Origin of the sequence: Micropruina sp. (genome assembly GCF_047602085.1) — a bacterium.
In the GTDB taxonomy this organism is placed as follows: Bacteria; Actinomycetota; Actinomycetes; order Propionibacteriales; family Propionibacteriaceae; genus Micropruina.
This window is the reverse complement of record NZ_JASGID010000001.1, coordinates 148,242-173,912: the sequence shown is the minus strand read 5'-3', so window position 1 is coordinate 173,912 and position 25,671 is coordinate 148,242. Positions and strand designations below refer to the sequence as shown.

20 protein-coding genes are annotated in these 25,671 nt (G+C 66.5%); 9 read left to right on the top strand and 11 right to left on the bottom strand.

The genetic code is table 11. The features are described 5' to 3' along the window. Positions 1–120: 120 nt before the first annotated feature. The gene (locus QM721_RS00765) at positions 121–627 is read right to left on the bottom strand and encodes a DUF4245 domain-containing protein (protein WP_415117990.1); all 507 of its coding nucleotides are present in this window, start codon (positions 625–627) and stop codon (positions 121–123) included. Positions 628–1,217: 590 nt separating this feature from the next. Here QM721_RS00765 and QM721_RS00760 point away from each other — a divergent pair. From QM721_RS00760 to QM721_RS00750, 3 genes are all read left to right on the top strand, one after another. After that, the gene (locus QM721_RS00760; protein WP_415117988.1) at positions 1,218–1,826 is read left to right on the top strand and encodes a phosphatase PAP2 family protein; all 609 of its coding nucleotides are present in this window, start codon (positions 1,218–1,220) and stop codon (positions 1,824–1,826) included. A gap of 6 nt (positions 1,827–1,832) precedes the next feature. Then, positions 1,833–2,486 carry a hypothetical protein gene (locus tag QM721_RS00755; protein WP_415117986.1) on the top strand — a complete coding sequence of 218 codons (654 nt, stop codon included), beginning with the start codon at positions 1,833–1,835 and terminating at the stop codon, positions 2,484–2,486. A 211-nt stretch (positions 2,487–2,697) separates the two neighbouring features. Continuing rightward, entirely contained in the window at positions 2,698–3,198 is a 501-nt protein-coding gene (locus tag QM721_RS00750; RefSeq protein ID WP_415117984.1) for a MogA/MoaB family molybdenum cofactor biosynthesis protein, read from the top strand. 269 nt (positions 3,199–3,467) lie between these two features. Here QM721_RS00750 and moaC read toward each other — a convergent pair whose 3' ends face one another. The 3 genes from moaC to QM721_RS00735 are packed head-to-tail and all read right to left on the bottom strand — an operon-like array spanning position 3,468 to position 5,918. Continuing rightward, positions 3,468–3,932 (bottom strand): cyclic pyranopterin monophosphate synthase MoaC, encoded by a 465-nt coding sequence (gene moaC, locus QM721_RS00745; protein ID WP_415117982.1) that lies wholly within the window; start codon positions 3,930–3,932, stop codon positions 3,468–3,470. Positions 3,933–3,936: 4 nt separating this feature from the next. Further along, positions 3,937–5,154, bottom strand: a complete 1,218-nt coding sequence (gene glp / locus QM721_RS00740; RefSeq protein WP_415117980.1) for a gephyrin-like molybdotransferase Glp — start codon at positions 5,152–5,154, stop codon at positions 3,937–3,939. After that, positions 5,154–5,918, bottom strand: coding sequence for a HesA/MoeB/ThiF family protein (locus QM721_RS00735; RefSeq protein ID WP_415117978.1), 765 nt, complete (start codon positions 5,916–5,918; stop codon positions 5,154–5,156). Before QM721_RS00735 ends, glp begins: the two co-directional genes overlap by 1 nt. A gap of 177 nt (positions 5,919–6,095) precedes the next feature. On the opposite strand from QM721_RS00735, the gene QM721_RS00730 reads away from it, so the two are divergent. From QM721_RS00730 to QM721_RS00720, 3 genes are all read left to right on the top strand, one after another. Continuing rightward, positions 6,096–7,751, top strand: coding sequence for an endonuclease/exonuclease/phosphatase family protein (locus tag QM721_RS00730; protein ID WP_415117976.1), 1,656 nt, complete (start codon positions 6,096–6,098; stop codon positions 7,749–7,751). 243 nt (positions 7,752–7,994) lie between these two features. Beyond that, complete coding sequence (locus tag QM721_RS00725; RefSeq protein WP_415117974.1) at positions 7,995–9,668, top strand: fibronectin type III domain-containing protein; 1,674 nt, start codon at positions 7,995–7,997, stop codon at positions 9,666–9,668. A 28-nt stretch (positions 9,669–9,696) separates the two neighbouring features. Beyond that, positions 9,697–10,569 (top strand): metallophosphoesterase family protein, encoded by an 873-nt coding sequence (locus QM721_RS00720; protein WP_415117972.1) that lies wholly within the window; start codon positions 9,697–9,699, stop codon positions 10,567–10,569. A 60-nt stretch (positions 10,570–10,629) separates the two neighbouring features. On the opposite strand, the gene QM721_RS00715 is transcribed toward QM721_RS00720, so the two are convergent. The 3 genes from QM721_RS00715 to QM721_RS00705 form a co-directional block, all read right to left on the bottom strand. Then, on the bottom strand, positions 10,630–13,131 hold the full coding sequence (locus QM721_RS00715) for a CDP-glycerol glycerophosphotransferase family protein (RefSeq protein WP_415117970.1): 2,502 nt from the start codon (positions 13,129–13,131) through the stop codon (positions 10,630–10,632). Positions 13,132–13,141: 10 nt separating this feature from the next. Further along, positions 13,142–14,476 (bottom strand): Gfo/Idh/MocA family oxidoreductase, encoded by a 1,335-nt coding sequence (locus QM721_RS00710; RefSeq protein WP_415117968.1) that lies wholly within the window; start codon positions 14,474–14,476, stop codon positions 13,142–13,144. Positions 14,477–14,724: 248 nt separating this feature from the next. Then, positions 14,725–15,453: a copper resistance CopC family protein gene (locus QM721_RS00705; protein WP_415117966.1), complete on the bottom strand. Its 729-nt coding sequence runs from the start codon at positions 15,451–15,453 to the stop codon at positions 14,725–14,727. Positions 15,454–15,711: 258 nt separating this feature from the next. Between QM721_RS00705 and QM721_RS00700 the strand changes: the two genes are divergently transcribed. Then, positions 15,712–17,106 carry a phospholipase D-like domain-containing protein gene (locus QM721_RS00700; protein WP_415117964.1) on the top strand — a complete coding sequence of 465 codons (1,395 nt, stop codon included), beginning with the start codon at positions 15,712–15,714 and terminating at the stop codon, positions 17,104–17,106. Continuing rightward, entirely contained in the window at positions 17,106–18,776 is a 1,671-nt protein-coding gene (locus QM721_RS00695) for a fibronectin type III domain-containing protein (protein WP_415117962.1), read from the top strand. Before QM721_RS00700 ends, QM721_RS00695 begins: the two co-directional genes overlap by 1 nt. A gap of 511 nt (positions 18,777–19,287) precedes the next feature. On the opposite strand, the gene QM721_RS00690 is transcribed toward QM721_RS00695, so the two are convergent. The 3 genes from QM721_RS00690 to QM721_RS00680 are packed head-to-tail and all read right to left on the bottom strand — an operon-like array spanning position 19,288 to position 22,835. Next, a complete protein-coding gene (locus QM721_RS00690; protein ID WP_415117960.1) occupies positions 19,288–21,216 on the bottom strand; it encodes a CDP-glycerol glycerophosphotransferase family protein in 1,929 nt (642 codons plus the stop codon). Between the two features lie 19 nt (positions 21,217–21,235). Beyond that, positions 21,236–22,000, bottom strand: coding sequence for an ABC transporter ATP-binding protein (locus tag QM721_RS00685; RefSeq protein ID WP_415117958.1), 765 nt, complete (start codon positions 21,998–22,000; stop codon positions 21,236–21,238). Further along, a complete protein-coding gene (locus QM721_RS00680) occupies positions 21,993–22,835 on the bottom strand; it encodes an ABC transporter permease (RefSeq protein WP_415117956.1) in 843 nt (280 codons plus the stop codon). Before QM721_RS00680 ends, QM721_RS00685 begins: the two co-directional genes overlap by 8 nt. 160 nt (positions 22,836–22,995) lie before the next feature. Here QM721_RS00680 and QM721_RS00675 point away from each other — a divergent pair, with 160 nt between their 5' ends. Then, on the top strand, positions 22,996–23,901 hold the full coding sequence (locus QM721_RS00675) for an IS982 family transposase (RefSeq protein WP_415117954.1): 906 nt from the start codon (positions 22,996–22,998) through the stop codon (positions 23,899–23,901). Positions 23,902–23,977: 76 nt separating this feature from the next. On the opposite strand, the gene pgi is transcribed toward QM721_RS00675, so the two are convergent. Beyond that, a complete protein-coding gene (gene pgi, locus QM721_RS00670) occupies positions 23,978–25,651 on the bottom strand; it encodes a glucose-6-phosphate isomerase (RefSeq protein WP_415117952.1) in 1,674 nt (557 codons plus the stop codon). Positions 25,652–25,671: the final 20 nt, after the last annotated feature.

Genomic DNA, 25,671 nt, shown 5'->3' with positions numbered 1-25,671 from the left:
AGCGAGACTAACGGGGCCGCGCATGCGGCGGAAGAACCTCGGCCCACGCGATCGATCGGTGGCGCGATCTCGATCTGCTGCGGCCACGATCTCGACAAGCTCGATCGCCGACAGGAACGGTCAGCCGATCAGGGCCGCGAACGTCTCCAGCAGCTCGTAGGACACATCTCCGCTGACCACCACCGTGCTGCCGCCGCCGGTGCGCACTAGAGCGCGGGTGCGCTCGTCGCGGCTGAGGTAGCGCTGCCATGGCACGTCGGCGATCACCGATTCGCCGTCGCTGATGCCCTCGCGGGTCACGTCGCGAATCAGACCCGGCCCATCGGTGTCGCGCTGGTCGAGCCCCAGATACATGCGTTGCTCGGTCAGGTACCCGAGCTGCAGGGTGTTGCCGATCGCCGGTTGCTGATTGATGCCCGGATGGCCGAGCTTGGTCCAGCGCGCCCGCACCACTGTCCAGCCCTCGGGCACCGCGCTGGGCACAGCAACCGGGTAGGGCGACTCGGCCTTCGCTGCCGCCACCACCGGCTGCCAGTCCACTGCGTTCACCTGGGGTTCGGGAATGCGGCTGAACCACCAGTAGATGAGCACCACCGGTAGCAGCAGCAAGACCACCGCGATCACCATCTGGCTGAAGGTTGGACTTGGTCGACGGGCTGCCACCCGCCCATTGTTGCCCACAACGGCAGTGCGGCAGTGCGGCAGTGACGACGACAGCGACAGGTCACTGAACCTCGATCCATCGATCGGTGGCTGCTGGGCGCCTGCCGCGAAATGGGCGTATTGATCCACGGCAGCGTCACAATTCTGTCCCGACGCGCCGAAATGAGCGTTATGACCTGCCGCCATGGCAGGCATAACGCCCATTTCGGCGCGCAGGGCTGCGCAAGGGGCGCCGACCGGCGCCATAACTCCCGAATCGCCGCACACCCACCCACCCACGAGCAACACGCAACCCGGGCTGCCACGAACCACCATGACCCCACGCCACGGCCCCCCACACACCACGGGATGACACACTCACCGGAGTAACGGGCTCGCCGAAAGCCGGATCCACCCACGCAGCCACACCCGCACTCACCTGCTCATCTCCCCACGGGGAAGACCTAATGATCGACGAGCCCCACCCACCGAACCCCGACCCGACACAGGCCCTGCAACCAGCCGATACCCCTCGCCAGGCCGGCCATCGGTGGATCGAAGCTAGAGTCGTGACCATGACCCGCGCGACCCGGACCGCCCTCGGCGTCGCCGCACTGGTCGCCGCGAACGTGGTGGCCGGACGGCTGATCACCGGCCCGCTGCGCGATCTGCCGGCCGAGCACCGGCTGAACCACGACCTGCGCAGCGCCGGCGACCCGCGCACCACGAGGCTGGCGGCCGCGGTGTCACGCAGCTCAGACACCTCGTTCGCGATCGGCATCGGGGTGGCGTTGACCGGGGCGTTGCTGGCGCGCGGGCGTGGCCGCCGGGCCGCCGTGCCGGGGCTGGCGATGGCGCTGGCGTCCGCCACCCACGTGACCAGTTCGCTGGCCGTCGGACGCCCTCGCCCCGCACTCGATCGACTGGGCACCGTGCAGCCCACCTCGAGCTTTCCGAGCGGACACGTCGGCGCCATGACCGCGCTGGCGGTGGTGGCGGGCCGGCTCGCCGCACCCCTGCCTCCTGCAGCAAAGGTGGCGGTGCGCGCGGCACTGGCTGGCTACCTCGCAGCGCTGGGCTGGTCACGCCTCTACACCGGCCAGCACTACGCCAGTGATGTGCTGGCGGGCTACGCCAACGGCCTGGTGGCCGGGCTTCTCGCCCGCCGCGCGCTGGCCGAGTAGCGACGCATGGACGGGCAGCCCCTGGCGCGGGCACTCACCCACGAGGGTGAGATCGCGCTACGCCGCCGTGGCGCGGTAATCGAGTTGATCGTGAACGGCGTGTTCGCCATGGACTCCGCCGAGGTGACCAGCGAACTGGCGCTGGCCGACGCGGCCGGACCGCGGCCAGGTGTGGTGGCCGTGGGAGGCCTGGGCCTGGGCTACACCGTCGCCCGGTTGCTGGCCAACGGAGCACGCGCGGTGCACGTGGTCGAGCTGGCCCGTCCGCTGATCGACTGGGCGCTGGCCGGCGTCACCGAGCAACTCGAACGGGTGGCACACGAACCGCGCGTGCGGTTGCACCACGGCGACATCGCCGAGTGGCTGCCGCGACGCGACGAGGTCTTCGACGCGATTCTGCTTGATGTCGACAATGGGCCCGGCTTTCTGATCCACGACCGCAATGCCCGGGTGTACGCCGCCGACTGGCTGGCGGCCGCGACGCAGCGGCTGGCGCCCGGCGGCGTACTGGCGATCTGGTCGCAGGGCCCGGCGCCCGAACTCGCCGCGACACTCGCGGCGCTCGGGCCGGTGACCGAAGAACTCGTGCCCGTCGAACGTGAAGGGCGGCACTTCGACTACGCCCTGTACCTGCTGAGCACTCCACCAACCGCTGGTTGATCCTGTCCCCCCCCACCACCAGACCGGCACCTCCGAGGCCTCGACCAGCTCGACCAGCGAAAACCAGCACTTGGAGCTCCCTCCAGTAGGCCATGCCTGCTACGCGACGGCAGCGCCCACTTGACGGAATCTCTTACCCAAGCACTCCACCTGCTGAGCGCGGCACTTGCTGAGCGGCACCGCCGTCGCAGGGGGCCGGTAGCGTGACGGCATGAGAATCGTGGGCGCCGTGATCACCGTGTCTGACCGGGCGAGTGCGGGTGAATACGCCGACACCTCGGGGCCCCGGGCAGCCGAACTACTCCGCGGCTACGGGGTGCGTGCCACGATCACCGTGGTTCCGGACGACGCCGCCGCGATCAGGCGCGGCATTCGCGCCGCGATCAAGGCGGGGGCACGACTGGTGCTCACCACCGGAGGTACCGGCATCGCCCCGAGCGACATCACCCCCGAGGTGACGGCCGAACTGTTCGTGCGCCGGCTGCCGGGCGTGGCCGACGAGATTCGCCGCCGCGGTGCCGCGCACGTGCCGACCGCGGTGTTGTCGCGCGGTGAGGCGGGCATCGTGCAACTCAAGAAGGGCCGCCCGGCATTCGTGGTCAACGCTCCCGGATCGTCGGGCGGCGTGGCCGACGCGGTCGCCGTGGTGGGTCCGCTGATCGCTCATGTGCTCGACCAGTTGGACGGTGGAGATCACCCGCGGGCCGACTGACTGCGGGGGTCGACAAGCTCGACCAACGACCAACGAAGCGCTGACCAACGCAACCCTCGCTGGTTGAGCTTGTCGAAACCCCTAACCGGAACGGCATCATCGAGGTCTCGACAAGCTCGACCAGCGAAAAATCAGCGCTTCCCTTCTCGAAACCCCTCGTGAGGGCATGCGATCCGAGGTCGCGACCATCTCGCCCGACGACCGACGACCAGCTCGACCGGCGGCGTTGTCCTCTGACGACCCCGGTCCGTGGCGACCTCGATAGGGAGTTACCGCCGCCAGTTGCCGCTGCGTCCACCGGACTTGGCCACGATGCGACAGTCCGCGATCGCGGCCGACCGGTCGACGCCCTTCACCATGTCGACGATGGCCAGGGCCGCTACCGTTACCGCGGTCAGGGCCTCCATCTCGACCCCGGTGCGGTCGGCGGTGCGCACCGTGGCCGTGATCTCGACGCCGGTGTCGGTGATGGCTAGGTCGACCACCGCCCCGTGCACCCCGATCACATGCGCCAGCGGCAGCAACTCGGGCACCTTCTTGGTGGCGGCGATGCCGGCCACCCGGGCCACCGCCAGCACGTCACCCTTGGGCACGGTGCCGGTACGCAACGCCTCGACCACCGCGGCCGAGCAGGTGACAGAGCCCTTGGCCGTCGCCTCGCGCACGGTCGGCTGCTTGGCGGTCACGTCGACCATGCGAGCGGCGCCCGCGTCGTCCAGGTGGGTGAAGTGCATCGGCTCAGACTTCCACCAGTGTCAGCGTTGCGCCAGCCTCGACCACCGTCTGCTCGGCCGGCACCACCGCCAGGGCGTCGGCCAGCGCCAGCGAAGCCACCAGGTGCGAGCCCGAGCCGCGCCGGTGGCTGGCCCGCACCAGCGTGCCGTCGGCGGTCTCGTCGAGCCGCACCGGCAGGTACTGGCGGCGTCCGGGCGGCGAGGCCCAGCCCTCAGCCGCCCGACCGACCCGGGTACGGTCCCGTCTACACAGCCCGGCCAGCGCATCGATCAGCGGACGTCCGAACACCCGGAACGACACGAACGAACTGACCGGGTTGCCCGGGAAGGCCAGCAGCGGCACCCCACCGATGCGGCCGTAGCCCTGCGGCTTGCCGGGCTGCATCGCCACCGACACGAACTCCAGGCCTGCGCCGAGCAGCCGCAGTGGTTCGTAGGCCCCGGCCGAGACCCCGCCCGAGGTGAGAATCAGGTCGACCGGCGGCAGCGCGGCCAGCAGCGCGGCCAGTTCGTCGGGGTCGTCGCCGCTGCGCCCCGCGAACCGCACCTCGGCCCCTGCGGCGGCCGCCAACGCGGCCACCATGGCCGAATTGGAGTCATGCAACTGGCCCTCGGCGAGTGACGCACCGGGCTCGACCAACTCGGCACCGGTCGACACCACCGCAACCCGCGGCACCCCGAACACCGGCAGTGCACCCCACCCCACCGATGCCGCCGACCCGACCGCCGCCGGTGTGATCAGGGCACCCGCCGGCAGCACCGGGTCGCCGGCGGCCAGGTCGTCCGCAGCCCGACGCACGTTGCCGCCGTCGGGCACCTGCCGGCGCACCTCGACCTGGGCCGGCAGCGGCGCGGCACCGGCCGGCTGATCGGTCAGTTCCACCGGCACCACGGTGTCGGCGCCGGGGGGCACCCGGCCCCCGGTCATCACCCGCACCGCGGTGCCCGGCACCACGGACGGGATCGGCCCGGCCGCGGCCGCGCTCTCGCCCACCACCACGAGCACCACGGGCACCGACGCCAGGTCGGCGGCCCGCACGGCGAAACCGTCCATGGCCGAGTTGTCGAACGGCGGAACCGACACCCCAGCGGTCAGGTCGGCGGCCAGCACCCGGCCCGTCGCGGCCGCCAGCGACACGCTTTCAACCGGTGGATCGAAGCCGTCGGCCAGGCCGAGCACCCGCGCAAGATAGGCCTCGACCTCAAGCAGCCCGCCGGGCATCAGCGCCGTCCGGGACGCAACGGCAGCAGATCCCAGCGTCCGGCCGCGGCGTCCAGCACCAACAGCCGTCCGGCCAGCGGACGCCCGAACCCGGCCAGCAGCTTGATCGCCTCGGTGGCCATCACCGACCCGACCTGCGACACCACGGCGCCCAGCACCCCGATCTGCGTGGCCAGCGGATAGCTGCCCGGTTCGGGTTCGGACGGGAACAGGTCCCGCAGCCAGACCGGCCGGGTGTCGTCGGTGGCCACGCCGAACACCGAAACCTGCCCCTGCACGCCGACCGCCGAGCCCCAGACCAGCGGGGCGCCGGCCGCGGCACAGGCGTCGGAAACCATGAACTTGGCGGTGTAGGTGTCGCAGCAGTCAATGGTCAGATCGACGCCCGGCAGCAGTTCGGCCAGCGATCGGGCGGTGGCCATCGCCGGCACCACATCGACGGCAACGTCGGGGTTGAGGTCGGCGACCCGGGCTGCCGCCGAGATCGCCTTGTTCACCCCGACCAGCGCCCCGGAATGGATCACCTGGCGCTGCAGGTTGGCGGTTTCGACCACGTCGCCGTCGGCGATCACCAAGCGTCCGACGCCGGCGGCAGCCAGATAGGTGATCACGGGCGAACCGAGCCCGCCGGCGCCGACCACCAGCACGGTGGAGCCCAGCAGCCGTAGCTGCCCCGGCTCCCCCATGCCGACCACGTCGATGTTGCGACGGTAGCGCTCCCGTTGGGCATCGGTGAGTGACTGCGGCGCGGCTGCGGTATGCACCCCCACAACCTATAGCGGCGCACGCGACACTCAGCAGGTTCGGCAGGTGGGGCTGTCGGGCCCGACTCGACAGCCTTACCTGGGGAACCTCTCAGCAGATTCTTGTTTTCGGTGAAGCCCTGGGCCCCTTCCCCGCTGATAGCCTGGGGGCACGCTCTACGGACTTGGGGGGGACCGATGAGCAGCTTTCGCTGGCATGCACCGTTCGTGGTGCTTTTCGCCGTGCTCTCGCTCGCTGTGAACCCCGGCACCGCATCGGCCGATCCCACGGTCGAGCCACCACCTTCCGCCTCGGTGGACGCAGCCTCCAGCCCGAGCGCGACGGCCCCGGCGGGCACCCCGATCGCCCCGTCGGCAGATCCGACCCTGACACCCACTCCGAGCCCCGTGCCGCTCAGCTTCGGCCCGGCCAACGCCCGGGCCACCATGATCGCCTTCTCGTGGACGCCGCTGCCGGCAGCCGTCGGCTACCGGCTACGACTCGCCACCAGTGCTGGCGGCCCGGCGTTGCACGAGGTCACCGGTACCCGTGCCGCGGCTCTGGTCAGCGGGCTGGCCGCCAACACCCGGTACTGGGCGCAGGTCGAGGCGCTCGACGCATTCGGCACGCCGATCGGTGCGCCGTCGTCCGAACTCGCCGTGACCACGCCCTACCCGCTGAATGCTCCGCTGCCGCAGGTGACCACCAACTCGTCGGTGAGCGTCACCGTTTCGTGGCTCAAACCGGCCAAGGGCACCACCGTGCAGTTGGAGTGGAAGGCTCCGGGCAAGAAGGCGAAGCTGACCAGGCCGAGCGGCACCAAACTGGTCAAGAACGGCCTCAAGGCCAAGACCGTCTACACGGTGCGGGCCCGGCTACTGAAAGGCAAGACCCCGGTCAGCGATTGGAGCGCGCCGACCACCGCCACCACGCCCGACGGCGACCCGCTGCGGGTGGCCAGCTACAACGTGCAGTGCGCCAATTGCCGGGCCTGGAGCCCCCGCCGGCAGGGCGTGGCGGACACGATCATCAACGCCAAGCTCGACGTGGTGGGCATCCAGGAAGCCTCTGTGGCCGAACTGAAGGGCACCCACACCAGCCAGTTCGAAGACCTGGCCCGGCTGGTGGCCCCGGCCGGCTATCGCATGACCAACCTGGTGCGATTCAACTGTCGTAACTCGAAGACCGACCGCAAGTGCCGCAGCACCGACCGCGGCGCGTCGGGTGCGGTGCGCATCATCTACAACACGGCCACCGTGCGGCTGATCAGCAGCGGTTCGAGACAACTCGCCGACGTGCCCGGCTTCGGTGCCGACCGGTTCATCACCTGGGCGATTTTCGAGCACACGATCAACGGCAAGCGGTTCCTGTTCACCAGCACGCACCTGGAACCGCGCAACGACTCCGGCGGCTCGCGGCACTTCTACACCATTCGCAACGCCCAGGCGCGCAAAGTCGCGCAGACGATTGCCGCGCACCGCGGCAACCTGCCGGTGATCGCGGTCGGCGACTACAACTCCACCAAGTGGGATGTGCCGACCAACGGCCCCTACGACATCATGCGGGCCGCGGGCTTCATCGACCCGCTGGGCAATAGTTACCACTCGACCACCAGCACCAGCGGCGCCACGGTCGAGAAGCGCATCAACACCCAGTTCGCCAGCTACAACGACCTGCAACCCCAGGCCCGGCGCACCGACGGCGTCAACGGTTCGAACCCCGACTACATCTTCACCTCGAAGATGCGCGTGCTGGAGTGGGAGACGGTGCTCAAGGTGAACGCGGCCGGCCGGTTCATCGGCACGCCGCCGTCCGATCACAACCTGATCAGGGCCACCGTTCTACTGCCCTGAGTGTCCACTCAGCATTTTCTTAAACTCATCCAAGGGTTGAGAGTGCGAGTGACGCTTGACTTTTCTCCCTATAGCGTCTGGCGAAGGACGAATCCCGTCCCTCGCCCCCGAGGAGCCCTGCCTTGACGTCTGCTACGCCCGGTTGTCGCTCAACTCGTGCTGTCGGCACTGGTCGCGGCCCGGTTCGAGACGACCGCGGCCATCCTCACTGGTGCGACACCAGCCCCGGATTGGAAGACCGTCATGGCAATTGTTCTCCGCGACCCGTGCGGGCGTGATTCCGTCGGAGCGTCAGCCGCTGCGCGCACCGGTGTGGCTGCCGTCGGGCACCGCGCGGTGCACCTGCTGCTGGCCCTGGCAATCATCGCCGGCGGCCTGCTGGTCAGCCCGGCCAAGGCCCAGTCGGCCTGGGTTACCCCCGGCGCGCCGGCCCAGGGCATGGTGTCGACCACTGCCGTGGCGATCAGTTGGACGCCCGTGTGGGGTGCGCCCCGCTACTTGGTGAAGTACTCCACGTCGAAGTCGTGGACCTCCCCCAAGTACGTGCGCACCAGCGAACCGACGGCCGAACTCACCGGGCTGAAAGCCGGCACCACCTATTACGTTAAGGTGGCAGTTGCTCGCACCACCGGCAGCAAGCTCAGCAAGTATGGCAAGACCAGCACGGTGCGCACCCAAAGCTCGGCAAGCAGCTACACCACACTCACCCCCGGCGGGCTGCGCGCCGACGCCTACGACGCCGACTCGGTCACCCTCACCTGGCAAGCCCGCTCGGGGGCCGCCCGCTACCAGGTGAAGTACGGCACCGACGCCGCCATCTCTGCCCCCACCTATCTGAGCACCACAGCCACGACGCTGACCGTGAAGGGCCTGAAGAAGAGCACGAACTACTGGTTCAAGCTGCGCACGAAGAACAGCAAAGGCACCGCCACCTCCACCTTTGGCACCCGACTCAAGGTGACGACCACCTCGAGCGAAGCCATCGTGCCGCTGCGGGCCGCCACCTACAACGTGCTGTGCGCCAACTGCAACAGCAGTTACCCGTGGTCGACCCGGCGTGCTTCGCTGGTCGCCGCGATCAAAGCGCAGAATCTGGACGTGCTCGGTGCGCAAGAGGCTTCGCCAGGCCTGACCACCGGTGCGGACGGCACGAAGAAGGCCCAATTCGACGACCTGCTGGAACTGCTCGGGTCGAACTACGCGCTCACCAACGCCTATCGCTACAACTGTGAGAAGTCGACCAGCCCGAACAACTGCACCGTGAAGAACCGGGGCGCCTCACACGACGTCCGGATCATCTACAACGTCGACCGGGTGGCGCTGCTGCGCCAGGGCTCGCTGGAGTACGACGCGCAGGACCCGTCCGACACCAAACGGTTCATGGCCTGGGCCGAGTTGAAGCAGAAGTCGTCCGGCAAACGGTTCTTCGTGGCCAACACCCACCTCGATCCCAATGACGACGCGTCCGGCTCGACCTACCACTACAAACTCCGGGCGGCCCAGACCAGCGAACTGCTCGCCGAGATCAAGAAGCACAACACCTCGGGGCTGCCAGTGGTGATCCTGGGCGACTTCAAGTCGAGCAAGTACGCCAGTCCGTCGAACGCCCCTTACGACGTGATCACCGATGCCGGTTACCTCGACCCGTTGGGCAACACCTACAAATCGACAATTCCGGCACGCTCGGCAACCGTCGAGAGCCGCGTGGGCACCGAGTACAACACCAAGAACAACCTGACCAAGTCGCCGCCACGCTCGGCCTACATCAACGGATCGGTGATCGACTACGTGTACGTGTCGCCGAGCGTGCGGGTGCAGCAGTGGCAGACCGTCGTCGACGTCACCGCCGCGGGCACATTCGCGGCCAAGCCGCCCTCCGATCACAACATGGTGCGGGTCACGCTCTACCTGCCCTGAGCGCACCCGGTCGGGTAACGTTCCTCGTGTGGTGGTCACTCGCCGGGTGCTGCTGGGCGGCGCCGCCGGGGCCCTGGCCGGCTGCGCCCCGGGAGCAGTCGAGGGCCCGTCCGGCGCTGCGACATCCGGCCCCGCCTCGCCCTCCGGCACCCCGAGCGGAGCACCCTCGATGACCGATCTCCCCACTCCGGTTCTACGCCTGGCCGCCGCCAGCGACCTGCACTACGGCGAACACGGCACCGACTACGACCAGTTCGCCACCGAGCTGATCGAGCGACTCAACGCCCAGCACGCGGCCACCCCGCTTGACCTGGTGGTTCTGAACGGCGACTTGGCCCACGAAGCCGAGTGGCTGGCCCCGCTGCGCGACCTGCTGAAGGGTGTGCAGCCTCGGCTGCTGCCCGTTCAGGGCAACCACGACGGCGCCACCGAACAGCAGTGGCGCGACCTGTGGGGCCACGGGTTCAACCACACGGTGAGCGCCAACGGGGTGCGCATCATTGCGGCGGGCACCTCGAATGCCGCGGGCGACTACCTGTGCGCCGACGGTGCCTGGCTCACCGAGCAACTGGACGCCGCCGGCGACGCCCCCGTGATAGTCGCGTTTCACATCACCCCCCGCACCTGGACGAAGTGGGGCATCGACTGCCCCGCGACCGTGGAACTGCTGGGTCGGTACCGCAACGTGGCGGCGGTGCTGAACGGTCACGACCACGACGAAGCCGGGGTGAAGACCGCCGAGGGCGTCCCTTACCTGTTCGACGGGCACGCCGGCGGGCACTGGGGCACGACGTTTCGCGGCTTCAGGGTGGTGGAGCTGTACCCCGATGGCCGGATCGAAACCTGGGTCACCGACGGCACCTCGGTGCACGGCAGCGACTCGCTGCCGCCGCGCCGCTGAGCAGGCTCGATCAGCCGTGGGCCGCGACCGGCCCTGGCCGCCGACCACCTTGTTCGGCTGCTACTTCAGCCGGGGTGGCTCGGTGGCGAAAAGGCGCTCCATCACCCGGCGGGAGGACTGCCCGTCGTCGTGAGCATTGAAGCGTTCCTGCCAGGCAGCGTAGGAGTCGGCATACCTCGTGGCTCGGTCTTCGGCTGCCGACCGGATGGCGGGTACCACCAGTTCCTGGGAGTAGATGACCGGGCCGGGCGCCACCTCTTCGAGGTCGAAGTAGACCCCGCGAATTTTGTCGCGATAGTCGTCCAGATCAGGCACGAAGAAGATCATCGGACGTCCCGTCACCGAAAAGTCGAACATCACCGACGAGTAGTCGGTGACCAACACGTCGGAGGCGAGAAACAACTCGGTGATATCGGGGTAGGTGGTCACATCGAGCAGGTGCGCCGCCGTCACCGCCTCACTGGACTCGAAGGTGCGGGTATGGCCGCGCAGCAGCACCGTGTACCCCTCACCCAGTTCGGCCGCCAGCGCAGCGACATCGAGCAGCAACTTTGCCTTGGTCTGGTCGTCGCGCCACGTCGGCGCGTACAGCACGACCGTGTCGGTGAGCGGAATGCCCAGCAACTCACGAACGGCAACGCCGTCGCCGTCGGCCATCGCGTCATTGCGCGGGTAACCCTCTTCGAGGATCGGCCCTTGCCACGCGTAGGCGGAGCGGAAGATCTCACTGCTGTGCCGGTTCTGGCTGAGCAGCAGGTCCCAGTTGTTGCGCTCCCGCTTCAGCGCCAACTCCACAATCTTGTCCAAACCCGGGCGATCCAGGCCGATGCGCTTGAACATCGAACCGTGCCAGGTCTGCAGCACCACCTGGTGGGGTTGATGCTTGAATTTGTTGCGTAGCCAGTCGTTAGCGATCACCCAGCGCGAGCGGCCACGGGCGTCCCACCAGGCCTTGGTGTTGTACACCACCGGAACTGCCCCTTCGGGCACGCCGACGGAGTTGTCGATCACGCCCCAATAGCGGGTGATCTCGGGGTGCTCGCGCGCGATCAGCGCATCGAGGGCACGCGGGTTGCAGGCGGCGCTACGGCCGTAGAACGACTCGAAGAAGATGCTGTTCTCGGGCTCGAAGGTGGTCTTGCGGTAATTCTCTTCGAGCATCCGCTGATGGTAGAAGCCCAACTCGCCGTCGGCGCGGGGTGCCTTCACCCGAAACTGCAGCCGACGTGCGCCGTCGGTCTGGAACCGGAACCGGAACAATTCATGCTCCAGTTCCTGCGGCAGGTCGTCGATCAGGCGTGCGTCGGTGCCGACCCAGAACCACTCCCCGGTCGCGGTGATCCCACGCAGGGTGAAAGCGCTCGCCTTCGGCGGCAGCGGCGGCCGGCCCCAGGTGCTGCTCATCAGCGGGCAGCACGCCTCAAACCGGCCATCAGCCAGCGTGAGGGTCACCGACAGTGTTTGGTGAGCCCCGACGAACGACAGTTGTGCACCCTCGACGTCACCGCGCACCCGCCCGGTTACCCGCACAACCAGGTCGGGCTCGGTCTCAAGAACCGCTGAGGTGACCACCAGCGACGCCGGGGTGTCGCGTACGCACAGACCGCCATCGAGCAGATACCCGGTGAGATCTCCACCGTTGTCCAACTCACATTCTTCCGCAGTGCTGGCGACCTGGTGTGTTCCTCCGCCGCTGTGCGTCACCATCGCCCGGTACCAGACATGCGGCAACCAGCCGTGCTGACCGTCCACGTCCTCGGCCAGATGACCGCCTCCCGAGTTCGTCGCGACGACCGGCGTCGGCAACTCGCCGGTCAGCCGCACCTCATCCTCGGTCGCGGCGGCGATGCGCAACGCCACGGACGTGCCCTCGTTGACCAGCGCACCCCCGGTGATGCCCGCGCCGCGCACCGTGAGTTCGACCCTGCGCCCGTGGAACTCCCCCGACACCAGTTCGGCGGCCGGGCGACGCACCTCGAACTGCAGTCCCAGCTCGCGGTCCCAGCAAGGCACGATCTGGCTGCCCAGGGCGATGCGGGTGGACGGGAACCGGGCCGAGCCGCCGCCGAAGCGCTTCTCGAAGCCGCCACGCCGGGTGCGCCCCTCGCCCGACACGCTGATCATGGTGCGCAGGGTCACCGGCTCGTGGGCGAACAACGAAGACAGGTCGAAGACGGCGCGGAAGCCGGTGTTGGAGTAGTCGAAGTCACTGTCTTTGGTGCGAGCACTGGCAGCCATGTCGCGGCGAAACTCGACCTGGGCGGGAATACGGAGCCCGCCACGGCCCTGAAGCCATACCCGGACGGTCGGTGCGGCGTTCTCAAAGCCAATGCCGCGTTCGAAAGCGAAGCCGGTGATCTCGAAGCGGTGGTCGTCGAGCCAGCGCGCCGACTGCAACTGCGCGATCCAGGCGACCGGCTTGCGGGTGACCATGCTGACCACCCGGCGCGACGCCAGCAGCGAGCCGCGATACACCTTGTGCACGACCGAATCGGGGCGATCGTTGACGGCGCGCAGCGCGTGGTAGAGCGCGCGCTTGTAGAAGTCGAGCTTCGAAGCCATCTGAGTCCGTTCAGCTGATGATGGTTGCCTGAGCGCGGGCCCGCTCGATGATGTCGGCGATAGCGATCGACTCGGCGGCCCGCAGCTTGAACGATTCCGGAGTCGAGTTGCGAATCAGCCAGGCGAACTCGGCCAGTTCATAGCGCAGCCCGTCACCGTCGAATTTGTAGTAGTACTTCTTGTTCTTGCCCGGGTTCTCGAAGCGGGCCTCGAAGTACTCCGTCTTCCACCACGGCGCCGGCACGTAGACGTAGCCGCGGGTGCCGGCCACCACCAGGTCACCCTCGGCCTTCACCCCGATGCCGGTGCGGGCCGATGCGATCGCGTGCGGGTAGGTCACGTCGATGCGGCTGAAAAGCTCCACCTCGGCACCCTCGGGGCGGTAACTGTAGGTGCGCACATCGGTGAAATCGGTGCCGAGCAGCTTGACGATCGCCACCAGTGGGTAGGTGGCGAGTTCGGAAATGCTGCCCCCCTCATCGCCGTGCAGCTCGCGGCCCTCGCTGACCAGCTTGGTGAACGTCGCATCCACCGACCGGACGGTGCCGATGGTGCCGATGCGCGCCACCGCCACCATGCGTTGAAAGCCCGGGGCGAACGCGGTCTTGATTGCCTCGACCAGCACCACCTGCCGAGCGGAGGCCAGGGCGTACAGTTCGGCGGTCGCCTGCTTGGTGAGCGTCATCGGCTTCTCGCACAGCACGTGCACCCCCGCCTCGATGGCCTGCTTGGCGTAGTCGTAGTGGCTGGAGTGGGGCGATGCGATATAGATCGCGTCCACATGCTGCAGCAGGTCGTCGAAAGACTCGTTGGCCCACTGCAGCTCGCAGCGCTCGGCGAAGTCGGCGGCCCGGCCGTGGTTGCGGCTGTACACCGCCTCGACGCTGACGCCGCTGACGTAGCGAGCCTCTTCGACGAATCGCGCCGCGATGCGTCCGGCGCCCACGATCCCGACGCGCAACACCCCGGCTTCGTTGCGCAACTCGGTGCTCGAGACCCCCTTGGTGCGGTCGAGGTAGACCACCTTCGTGTAGTCGTTGAGGTAGTCGAATTTTCCCAGCCAGTCGCTGCCGATGGCGAAGATGTCGACCTTGTACTTCTGCATGTCTTGGACCTTCTGGCCCTCGTACTCCTCGATGATGATCTCGTCGGCGAGCCCCGTGTTCTGCACGTTGCGAATGCGCTCCATCAAGGTCTGCTGCACGTTCAGCTTGCCCCGAGAGTCGTCGTAGTTGTCGGTGGTGACCGCGACGATCAGGTAGTCACCCAGGGCCTTGGCCCGTTCCAGCAGCCGTCGGTGCCCCTCGTGGAACAGGTCGAACGTCCCGTAGGTGATAACCCGCACGCGTGCCTCCTCGGCAAATCCGCGTCCGTGCCCGCCCGCGTGGGTACGGCATGACAGGCTCGTCGGACGCTGTATCGAATGCATCGATTATCGCAGCAAAAAGGGTGGGGTTATGAAGCGCACGGTCGGGGGCCATTGCCCTTCGCGGCCGGGTGGCCTGACGCGACCCTCCGAGCGGCTGCCTCGAATCTGGGGCCACGGCCCGCTGTCGGGGAAGATCCACAGCGCACCGTGCGCGAACCGGACACTCAGGCTCCGAACTCGCCCGGGTCGCCGCCGGACGAGTTCGTGCCGCCGGCTGCCGGGCTGCGCTTGCGCCGCACAAACAACACCGCCGCCCAGCCCAGCAAGCCGGCTGCAACCAGGCCGGCTGCGATCAGCCACCCGGCCGGCGATGATCCACTTTCGCCCGACGGGGCATCGGTGGGGCTGGTGACCGCGGCGGCGGTAGCATCGGCCGACTCAGACGGCTGGGTCGTCGCACTTTCGGTTGTCGACGCGCTAGGCACGCCGGGAACGGACGCGTTGGGGTCAGGGTTGCTCATGATCGGTGGCTCTTCGGCCTCGCCGACCCACACCTCCTTGTCGAGCGCGGTCCATTCACCCTTGCCATAAGCGAACTGGAAGGCACCGCCCCGGGGCTTCCCATCGGTGCCACTGGTGCGGTAATACACGCTGTAGGTGCCCTTGGGCAGGTCGAAAGATAGCTGAGTGGTGACGTTGGTGCCCTCGACGATGAGCGCGCCGCTGGTGACGTTGGTGCCCTTGGCGTCGAGAACGATGATCTTGGCGAGCTTGGCGCTGGCCTTCGACTTGAAGGCGAGCGTGACCCAGCCGGGGGTGTCGTTGAGTTCTTGTCGAGGTTGCGGATCGCTGCCGACCAGGTAGTCGTCCTCGGCATGAGCCGGCGCCGGAGGCGCCACCAGCACGAGCAGTAGTGCAGCCGCGAGTGCCCCGAGAAGCCCACGGAGTCGCATGCGAGATCTTCCTTTCCCGCTGCGCGGCACCCTGATGGCCGGCGCGTCGGACGTCGGTGACCACAGTACCCGCAGGCGTGAGTGCCCCGTTCCGCCCGTCCGGAGGCCACAGATTCGTCAGCTACCATGCCTGAGGAAGTACTGATAACGCGCCACGCGGTTTGCTGTCAATATTCGCAAATCACCTGTTGGCGCAAACAACTAATGGGGGGATGGATGCCGCTTTCGGCCAACCGAACCAGGTGGACGCAGCGTTTGATGGCCGTGCTCGGCGTCGCCGTGCTGATCAGCGGGCTGGCACTCACGCCGGCCAGCGCGATCACGTTCACCATCGATGACACTACGAGCGAGGCGAAGGCGGTGCCCCAAGACCTGAGCTCGTGCCCCACGCTCACCGAGACGCCGCGCGCCTTCGAAGCGTTCTTCAACACCGACGACATGGAGTACCGCGGGTATCTGGACGCCAAGAACCAGACGCCCTGGAGTTATGCCAACCGCCTTGCCCAGATCATCTGTGGCGCCAAGAAGAACGCCACCATCATGGTCGGCATGTACTTCATTCGAGCGATCGGCACCACCGAGCGTCCCGAGTCCGACAGCGAGATCATCTGGCGGGCCATGGAGTACGTGAAGAAGCAGCGCAACGTGTCGATCGGCTTCGTGATGGACGGCGGTAGCATCACCCCGGCGTCGGCGAAGGCGAACATCATCAAGCGCCTAGTGGACACCAAGATTGCCAGCATTTACTGGTGCTACAACGGCTGCTTCAACACCAATAAGAAGTCGGTGTTCCCCTTCGCCATCAACCACGAGAAGTTCGTCACCATCTCTGACACGGTGTGGGAGAGCGACGGTGCGGTACACCCCGCCGTCTTCAGTTCGTCGGGTCAGTTCGCCCGTAGCCAGGTGCGCACCTACTGGCAGGAAGCGTCGCTGATCTACGACGACCAGAAGCTGTATGACAACTTCGCCGCCCGCTACGCCAACATGAAGGTCTGCAGCGGTTCGTACAGCGGCGGCACCAACTGTAAGAACGGCAAGTTCGTCACTGTTGGCGATGTGAAGCCCACACTGAAGAAGCTGCGCGGCATCTGGACCGACACCCTGTACCGGCACTACACCGACTCGGGCCGGGGTACCTCGGTGTCGTTCAGCCCCCAGCCGCAGGGCGTCGATGACTACTACACCACCCAGTTCGACGACGTGGACTGCAACGTCGACAGCAAGATCCGGGTGGCTATGTACCGGCTCACCATCACCCGGGCGCTCACCCTGGTGAAGTCCCTGATCAGCCTCAAGAAGCGCGGTTGCGATGTGAAGGTCCTGTTGTCGCAAGAGGGTGGCGCGCAGACCGTGTCGAAAGACGTGGTGAAGGTGCTGAAGAAGTACAAGGCCACCAGCATGGTGCGCTGCACCTCGGTGCCCATTCACACCAAGATGATCCTGATCACGCCGTCCACCAGCAACGCTGGACGAGCCATGTTCGGCACCGCCAACATGACCACCTCGGGCTTGCGCTACAGCGAAGAGCACGTGATCACCATGGACACCCGGCGCGCGAATGCCGCCACCGCAGAAGACATGCGCCGGGTAATCGGCGTCTACCAGGCCGGCTGGAACGAGTTGAACCAAGAGAACGAGGCGTGCACGTAATGAGTTCGACCACCACCACCATGAAAGACAAGGCCAAGACCCACATGTTCGGTCGCACTGTGATCATGGCGCTGATCGGCGCACTGACAGTCTCGTTGGGACTGGTCGCCCCGTCGACCACCGCCCTCGCCGCCTTCGGCCAGCCCACCAGCCTGACCGCCAAGAAGATCACGGGATCAAACGGCGTCACGGTCACCTGGAAGGCACCCAGCGGGGGCACGCCCGCCGCCTACCGGGTCTATTACGGCACCAGTTCGAGCCGCAGCAAGGCGTCCTCGAAGTACGTCACCGCGTCGCCGCTCACGCTGTCGAGCCTGAGCACGTCCACCTCCTACTACGTGTGGGTGGAGCCGTGGAGCGCAGCCTCCAGCAGCGGCACCTCCACCGGAGCAGTGACGTCGGCTGTGAAGGTGAAGACATCGAAGTTCAGCTACACCGCACCGGTCGAGATTCACGCGGCCAACGCGACCAAGACCTCAGTCGAGGTCACCTGGCGCACGGTAACCGGTTCCCCCGGCTATGTGCTGCGGGCCAAGGCCAGTGGCCAGGCCACCAAATACCAGTACGGGTTCGACGGCTCGACGGTGTTCACCGGCCTCAAGTCCGGGGTCAGCTACAAATTCACCGTGGCCAACCGGCTGCCGGTGACCGGCAACACCGACCTGCCCGGCATTCGAGTGAGCGGCTATTCCTCGGTGAGTGCGACGAAGTCGACCAATGCCACAACGGTCACCTTGGCGGACGGCACCACCTCACCGATGTACGACCAGCCCACGGGCCTGACCGTCACCGAAACCGATCACGAGAGCGTCAGCCTGAAGTGGACGGCCCCCGCTGGCTATGACGCGAGCAAGCATGTGTTCCGGGCCTATTGGGCCGAGAACCAGGAGATGACCGAGAATGCCTCCTACGCCACCTTGTCGTCGGGCACCTCGGGCACGGTGACGGGTTTGGACAGCAACACCAACTACTACGTGCGCATTCGCATGATGCAGAAGGTCACCGACGCCTCCGGCAAGGTCACCACGGTCGCCGTGAGCGATCGCAGCGAGGCCACCATGGCCAAGACTCGTTCGCCCATGGGCTTCATCGCGGGCACCCTCACCGGAGCCAGCAGCAGCGTGTTGAGCGACTACGTGGCGGTGGCATATTCCAAGAGCACCGGCGACGTGAACGCGCAGGTTCCGGTGTCGAGTGCGGGAAAGTACAAGCTCGAGGTTCGGCCCGGCAAATATTACGTGCAGTTGGCCTACGTGGGCAGCGGGAACTACACCACCCAGTGGGTCGACACCTCAGGCAAGGCATACGCCCGGGAGGACGCCACCTCGGTGACGGTCGTGCTCAGCAGCACCCCGGTGACCGCCACCAGCGTGGCGATCACCGCCGGCGGCACGCTGACCGGCCGAGTGCGCTCGAAGGCCGGTAGCTATCTGCGCGACGTGTTCGTCGCGGCCCGTACAGCCTGGACCGACGACCGCGAGGTGGTGGCGCAGGACTCCACCGATAGCAGCGGTAACTTCACCCTTCAGGGGCTGCCGCCCGGCAAGACGGTCTACCTGCGCATCGACGGTTCGCTGGTGGGCAAGGGGTCCACCTCGGTCACGACCAAGTACACCGTCCCCGCGGCGGGCGCCAGCGACAGCGTCGGCACCCACACCGTTCCCAACTGATCAGTCACGGTAGGAATCGCGGGGCGACTCCAGCGGTGTTGACGTAACGAACTGGGCCAGGGCACTCGTGCCCTGGCCCAGTTCGTTACGTAAGCCGTCCCACTCGCTCGACACCCAGCAACCCCAAGAGCCGCTCGTCGTGAACGTGCGGCACTGATAGGCGGCCGGCGATCACCGGCGGCGAGTTACCGGCCTCGCTGCAGCAGGAATGCGGTTGATGGACGAGGCCTGCGACGGCTCTGATCCTGGGTCGCCGGTCGCGGTCGACACTTGTCGTCAGCACTTGGGGAACCGCTGATTTTCACTGGTCGAGCTTGTCGAGACCTCAGATACACCCCTGCGGCAAGGGGCTTCGACAAGCTGAACCCGCGATGCTGCCGTTGGTCAGCGCATCCTTCGCTGGTTGAGCTTGTCGAAACCCCTAGTGAGGGCACACTATCTGAGGTCTCGACAAGCTCGACCTACGAAAAGGCAACGCTTCCGTTAGCCGCCAGGGCTTTGTCGGCGACGATCAGGACTTCACCCGGAACTCGTTGCGAATGCTCGCCGCGTGCTCGGTGGCCTCGACGGTGAGTCGGTCGGATTCAGCCACGAAGGTCGCGGTGGGGCCATTGGGGTGATCGCCCAGCACGTACTTCTTCACCGCGACCCGCTGCTCGCGCTGCGAATCCAGACCCAGGACATCGTCCATAACCTCGTTGAAGTTCTCCAGGACGCCCTCCATGATGTACGAGGCCTGCTGGGTCGGGAAGGTGTGAAAGAACAGGTCGCGGGGCAACCGGCGCGGGTTGGAGGTAACCAGCGGACGCTCCGTGTACAGATAGTCGGTCACCACGCTCGAGATGTCGCTGATCATGGCATCGGCCATGTCGAAGCACTCGTACAGGGTCAGTTCGGACTCCGGCCCGACATAAAGGTGCTGGCCGGGGTGTTTGGCCAACATATCGACGATCGCCACCCGAGCCTCGACCATGCCCGGCCGCTGCACTCCGCTGGCCGGGTGCGGCTTGAAGATGATGCGGGTGCCCGGGTACTCGGCAAGAATCCGTGCAATCATCTGTGGACCCATGCGCTCCAGCGAGGAGTAGTTCGACTCTTCGTAGTAGCCCTCGAAGGTGGGCGCGTACAGAATCGCCTTCGGCCCGTCGGTGTTCAGCGGTCCGACCTTGAGTTGCTCGACCTGGGGGCGTCCAACGATCGCGTACTGCTTGCGCGGCATGTGAATACCGGCCGCCTCGTACCGCTCGACAGCGGCCTCACCAGCCACCCACACCTCGTCGTACACCCGGGCCACCGGGTTGGCCGAGGTCGACTTGTCACTGTCTCCGTGGTTCAGAAACACGTGCTTGAGCCGCGCCTCGCGCAGCAGGTGCACATTCTTGCCGGCGTTGGCCAAGTAGAAAGCCAGCTTGACACTCGACCGGGTGAGTTCTTCGCAGTGCCGGGTGCTCGGTGCGTACACCACCGGCAGAGTGGTGGGCCGGATAGATTCGAGGTGGCTGGACTCGCGCACCATGATGAATGCCTTCTGGTGCAGCTTCTCGATGGTGGGCACCCACTGGTTCAGAATGTATTGTGCCTGCCCCGCGTCGGCCGACATATACACCACAACCTCGGGAGCCAACACGTCGAGCTCGTCGGTGACCTCCTTGGTGATGGCCGCCACCGACTGTTCCGAGCCCAATCGGCGCAGCCGCAGCGCGTACCCGGCCACCACGGCTGCCAGGCCGATCACGATGACGCAGGCCCCCAGCAGCGTCCCCGCCCAGCCCACCCCCACCGTGGCCGCGACGCCCAACAGCACGGCGACGACGATGTCGGCTGCAATCAGCCACTTGGGGGTCCAGCTCGACTGGCGGTACAGCTTGGCAAAGGCCAGCGTGGAGGCACGCTGCCCACCCTCGGGGTGATACAGCAGCGGGGGCTGTTTCGAGGCCAGCCAGGCGGTTCCAGCTACGTGCACCAACTGGATCAGGATCATGGTGAGCAGCACCGCGGTCCAGGCCAGGGCCGGCGCAGGCTGCTCGATTCGAGCGAACACGGCGAGCAGCAGCACTCCGCGAATGAAGTGCCGGACGTGGCTCGCGGCACCCATCCGGCGCAGCAGCAGGGTGTCGCGGCGCAGTTCGCGGCTCGCCAGGTAGTCGACGAAGGCCACCAAGCCGTAGCTGATCACGCCGGGCCAGAGCCATCCGGCCAGCGCCGACAGCACCATTACGCCCCACAGGGCACCGGTGACGGCCAAGAAATTTTGCCCCACGAAGTCCGACACGGGCACTAGCCACGCAGACAACCGGCGTTCACCGATCACGGCGCGAGCGAACTCGAACGACCGCGGCATGCGCACCCGCTGCTCGGCTTGGGCCGCCTTCGGGGGGCCGCTGACGGCGACCGTCTCCTCGAAAACGGTGCTAATCGGCAGGGATTCCTCGTCGCTCATCGCGTCCTTTCCAACAGCGTCAGCGCTGCGATTTCTCGTACGCCGTGACCACATCTTCGCAAGGACCGTCCATCATCAACTCGCCCTTGTTGATCCACAGCACTCGTTCGCACGTATCGCGAATCGACTTCATCGAGTGCGACACCAAGAAGATGGTGCCCGCCTCGTCACGGATCTGCCGGATGCGGGCCTCGCTGCGCTGCCGGAACCGGCGATCACCCACGGACAGCGCCTCGTCGACGATCAGGATCTCGTGCTGCCGGGCTGCGGCGATGGCGAACTTCAACCGTGCCTGCATGCCCGAGGAGTACGTCTTCATCGGCAGATCGATGAAGTCCTGCAGTTCTGAGAAGGCGACGATGTCGTCGCGCATCTCGGCGACCTCCTTGGTCGAAAAGCCCATGGCCAGGCCACCCAAAACGATGTTGCGCTCACCGGACAGGTTGGGGATGAGCGCGGCTCCGACACCAAGCAGGTTCGGGCGCGCGCTGGCATAGACCGCGCCCGACTCGGGCGGGGTCAGCCCAGTGATCGCGCGCATCAGGGTCGACTTGCCGGAGCCGTTGGAGCCGATGACTCCGATCGACTCGTTCTCGTAGGCGACGAACGACAGGCCTTTCAGCGCATGCACCTCACGAACCCCCCGCCGAGTCCGGGCCAGCAGGCCGCCCTGGGTGTTACGGGCCACCTTGCCGCTGCCATAGGCCCGGTAGACCACGTGCAACTCGTCCACGATCACGGTGGGGCTCCGGCCCGGGTCAACCACCAACGGCACGTCAGTCACGCCCGTACCTCTCTTCGGCCATCCAGAAGAACAGCAAGCCGACCAGGAACACGATCACCGCATACAGCGAGAAGTACAGCCAGTAGTGAGGGTTGTACGGACTGCCCATCAGTAGGTGCCGAGCGATGGTCAACACCTGGTACAGCGGGTGGAGGTCGTAGACGGCTATCACCCACGGGTGGGATTCGAAGATCTTGCTGACATCGAACAGCACTCCCGAGGTGTAGAACAGGATCCGCGAAACGAACGGCAGCACCTGGGTGAGATCACGGACGTGCACGGTGAGCCGAGCGGCGATCATCGCGATGCCAGCATTGAACAACGTGTAGAGCGCCAGCAGCGGCACCATCAGCAGCCAACTCCACGACGGCGGGTGGCCCAGCAGGGGCAGCGCCACGAGCAGTAGACCGATAGAGGGCATCAGCGACAGGAAATGCTCCATCACCTCGGCCAGCGGCAAAGTGAGCCGGGGGAAGGCCAGCGACTGCACCAGCGCCCGGTTACCGGTGATCGATTTGGCTCCGTCAGAAAGGCTCTTGGAGAAAAACTGGAACAGGAAGACGCCGATCACCACATGCGCGATGTAGTCGGTGGGCCGCCGGTCGCTCTGCAGAAAATAGAAGATCGTGCCGTAGACAATCGCGTTCAGCACGGGCTGCAGGAGCAGCCAGACAATGCCCAGCCGGTTGTCCTCCAGGTCGGCACGCAACCGGAACTGCGCCATCTTGACGACGAACTGGCGACGTGCCCAGGTCTGCTTCAGGTAGGCAACCACAGGCAGACGTGCCCCCACCCGGTGCAACCCACGGTCAGATGCCAGTTGGGCCACGGTCATGGCTGGACGGAACCTCCGCTTACAGGGCAAAGCTGGTTGCCTCGCCGCGCCTCCAGCAGTCTAGATGAGTAAGTCCAAGGTCGGTGTGGCGTCTGGGGGTTGAAGGGGAGGGTGTCGCAGAGTCGGTGTTGCTAACCCATGTCAAGCTCTGGAGGCTTTGATGGACACCGATCTGGACACCCTCGCGATTGCACTCTACGTGACTGCTGATGATCTGTTGAAGGCTCACCCCGAACAGGTTCCGCAACGGCCTGAGGTCGGGTTCGTTGAGCGGATCAGTGATGCTGAGCTGATCGTGTTGGCGGTGATGCTGGGTTACACCTCGGAGGCCCGCTGGTTGCGGTACGCCCACCGGCATCTCACCGGCATGTTTCCGTATCTGCCGCGTCAGTCCGGCTACAACAAGCGGTTGCGGAAGCTGAACGGCACCATGGCGTGGCTCGCTGCCGAGCTGGCCCGACATGTGCCGGTCGCGAGTGATGATGTGTGGGTGGTGGACTCCACCCCGGTGGAGTGTGGCCGGTCTCGGGAGACCGCGAAACGCTCTGACTTGGCCGGATGGGCCGAGTACGGCTATTGCGCGTCCCATTCCCGTTACTTTTGGGGGCTCAGGTTGCATCTGGTGTGCACCCTGCACGGATTGCCGTTGGCGTTGACCGGCGCGAAAGCCAACGAACGTGACGTGGTGAAGCACCTGCTCGATTCCACTGCGGCGTTGCAGGACCGGCCCACCCGGCGACGCCAGATCATCATCGCGGACAAGGGTTACAGCGGCCGCGAGTTCGAAACCGGACTGACCGAGGTCGGGATTGATCTGCTCCGCCCGGCCCGTAAAGGAGAGAAGCCCCGACCCGGCCAGCGGTTCTTCAAACCACTGCGCCAAATCATCGAATCGGTCAACGACACGTTGAAAGGCCAACTCGACCTCGAAGCCCACGGCGGACGCACCCCAGCCGGCGTCGCCGCCCGGGTCGCGCAACGCATCCTCGCCCTCACGACCGCCATCTGGCACAACCACCAAGCAAACTCCCTAGCCAGAAGAAACCTGGTCGCCTACGACCACTAACACCCCCTGGAATTAGTCATCTAGTGGAATGGACGCCGAGAGCCGCCGCCGGGTCAGGCGGCGGCTCTCGTTCGCCTCACGCCCGATGCTGCAGGTAGTAGCCGACCAGGTTCTTGGTCGACGCGTCCTGCGCCTCCAGCGCCGTGGCGTCGCCGGCCACCGCAGGTGCGATCTGCATGGCCAGCTGCTTGCCGAGCTCGACGCCCCACTGGTCGAAGCTGTCGATGCCCCACACCGAGCCCTGCACGAAGGTGATGTGCTCGTACAGCGCGATCAACTGGCCCAGCACCGACGGGGTGAGTGCCGGCGCCATGATCGAGGTGGTGGGCCGATTGCCCTTGAACACGCGGGCACTGACGATGGCCTCGGGCGTACCCTCGGCCCGCACCTCGTCGGCGGTCTTGCCGAAGGCGAGCGCCTTGGTCTGGGCGAAGAAGTTCGCCAGAAACAGCTCGTGCACGTCGACATCGCCGTCTTTGATCGGGTGCGCCGGGGTGGCCACCGCGATGAAGTCGGCGGGAATCAACTGGGTGCCCTGGTGGATCAACTGATAGAACGCGTGCTGGCCGTTGGTGCCGGGTTCTCCCCAGAAGATCTCACCGGTCTCGGTGACCACCGGTGAGCCGTCGAGCCGCACGCCCTTGCCGTTGGACTCCATGGTGAGCTGCTGCAGGTAGGCGGCGAAGCGGTGCAGGTACTGCGCATACGGCAGCACCGCGTGCGAAGTTGCCTTGAAGAAGTTCACATACCAGACATTCAGCAGGCCCATCAGCAGGGGCACGTTCTCGGCCGACGGGGCGGTAACGAAGTGTTCGTCCATCGCACGGAAGCCGGCCAGCAGCTCGGCGAAGTTGTCGGGGCCGAGGGTAAGGATCAACGGCAGGCCGACGGCCGAATCGACCGAGTAGCGTCCGCCCACCCAGTTCCAGAAACCGAAGGCGTTGGCCGGGTCGATGCCGAAGGCCTCGACCTTGTCGAGCGCGGTCGAGACGGCCACGAAGTGCTTCGACACGGCGTCGGCGCGCTGCGCCTCAGAGCCGTCGATGGCACCCGACTGGGTGAGCGCGTTCAACAGCCAGTCGCGGGCCATGCGGGCATTGGTCAGCGTCTCAAGGGTGGTGAAGGTCTTGGACGCCACGATGAACAGCACGCTCTCGGGGTCGACCCCCTTGGTGGTCTCGGCCACGTCGGTGGGGTCGATATTGCTGATGAAGCGGGCCTCGAGACCCGGCGTGACGTAAGGCTTCAGCGCCTCGTACACCATCACCGGGCCGAGGTCGGAACCGCCGATGCCGATGTTGACGATGGTGGTGATCTTCTTGCCGGTGACGCCGACCCAATCGCCGGAACGCACCCGCTCGGCGAAGGCGTACATGGCGTTCAACACCTCGTGCACCTGCTCGACCACGTTCACGCCGTCGACCTCAAGCACGTCTCCGTCGGGCCGGCGCAGCGCGGTGTGCAGCACCGAGCGATTCTCGGTGACGTTGATGCGTTCGCCGGCGAACATCGCAGCGCGGTGCGCCGGCACTCCGACCTCGTCGGCCAGTTCGACCAGCGCCTTGAGCACGGCGGAATCGATCAGGTTCTTCGACAGGTCGACGTACACGTCGGCGGCCGTGAACGAGTACTTCTGGGCGCGCTGCGGGTCGGCCGCGAAAGCGCCACGCAGGTCGGGCACGAACTGGGCGTGGAGCGCCTTGAGCTTCTGCCAGGCCTCGGTCTTGGTGGGGTCTACGGGTGTCTGCATGCGGCCAGCCTAGTGACGAC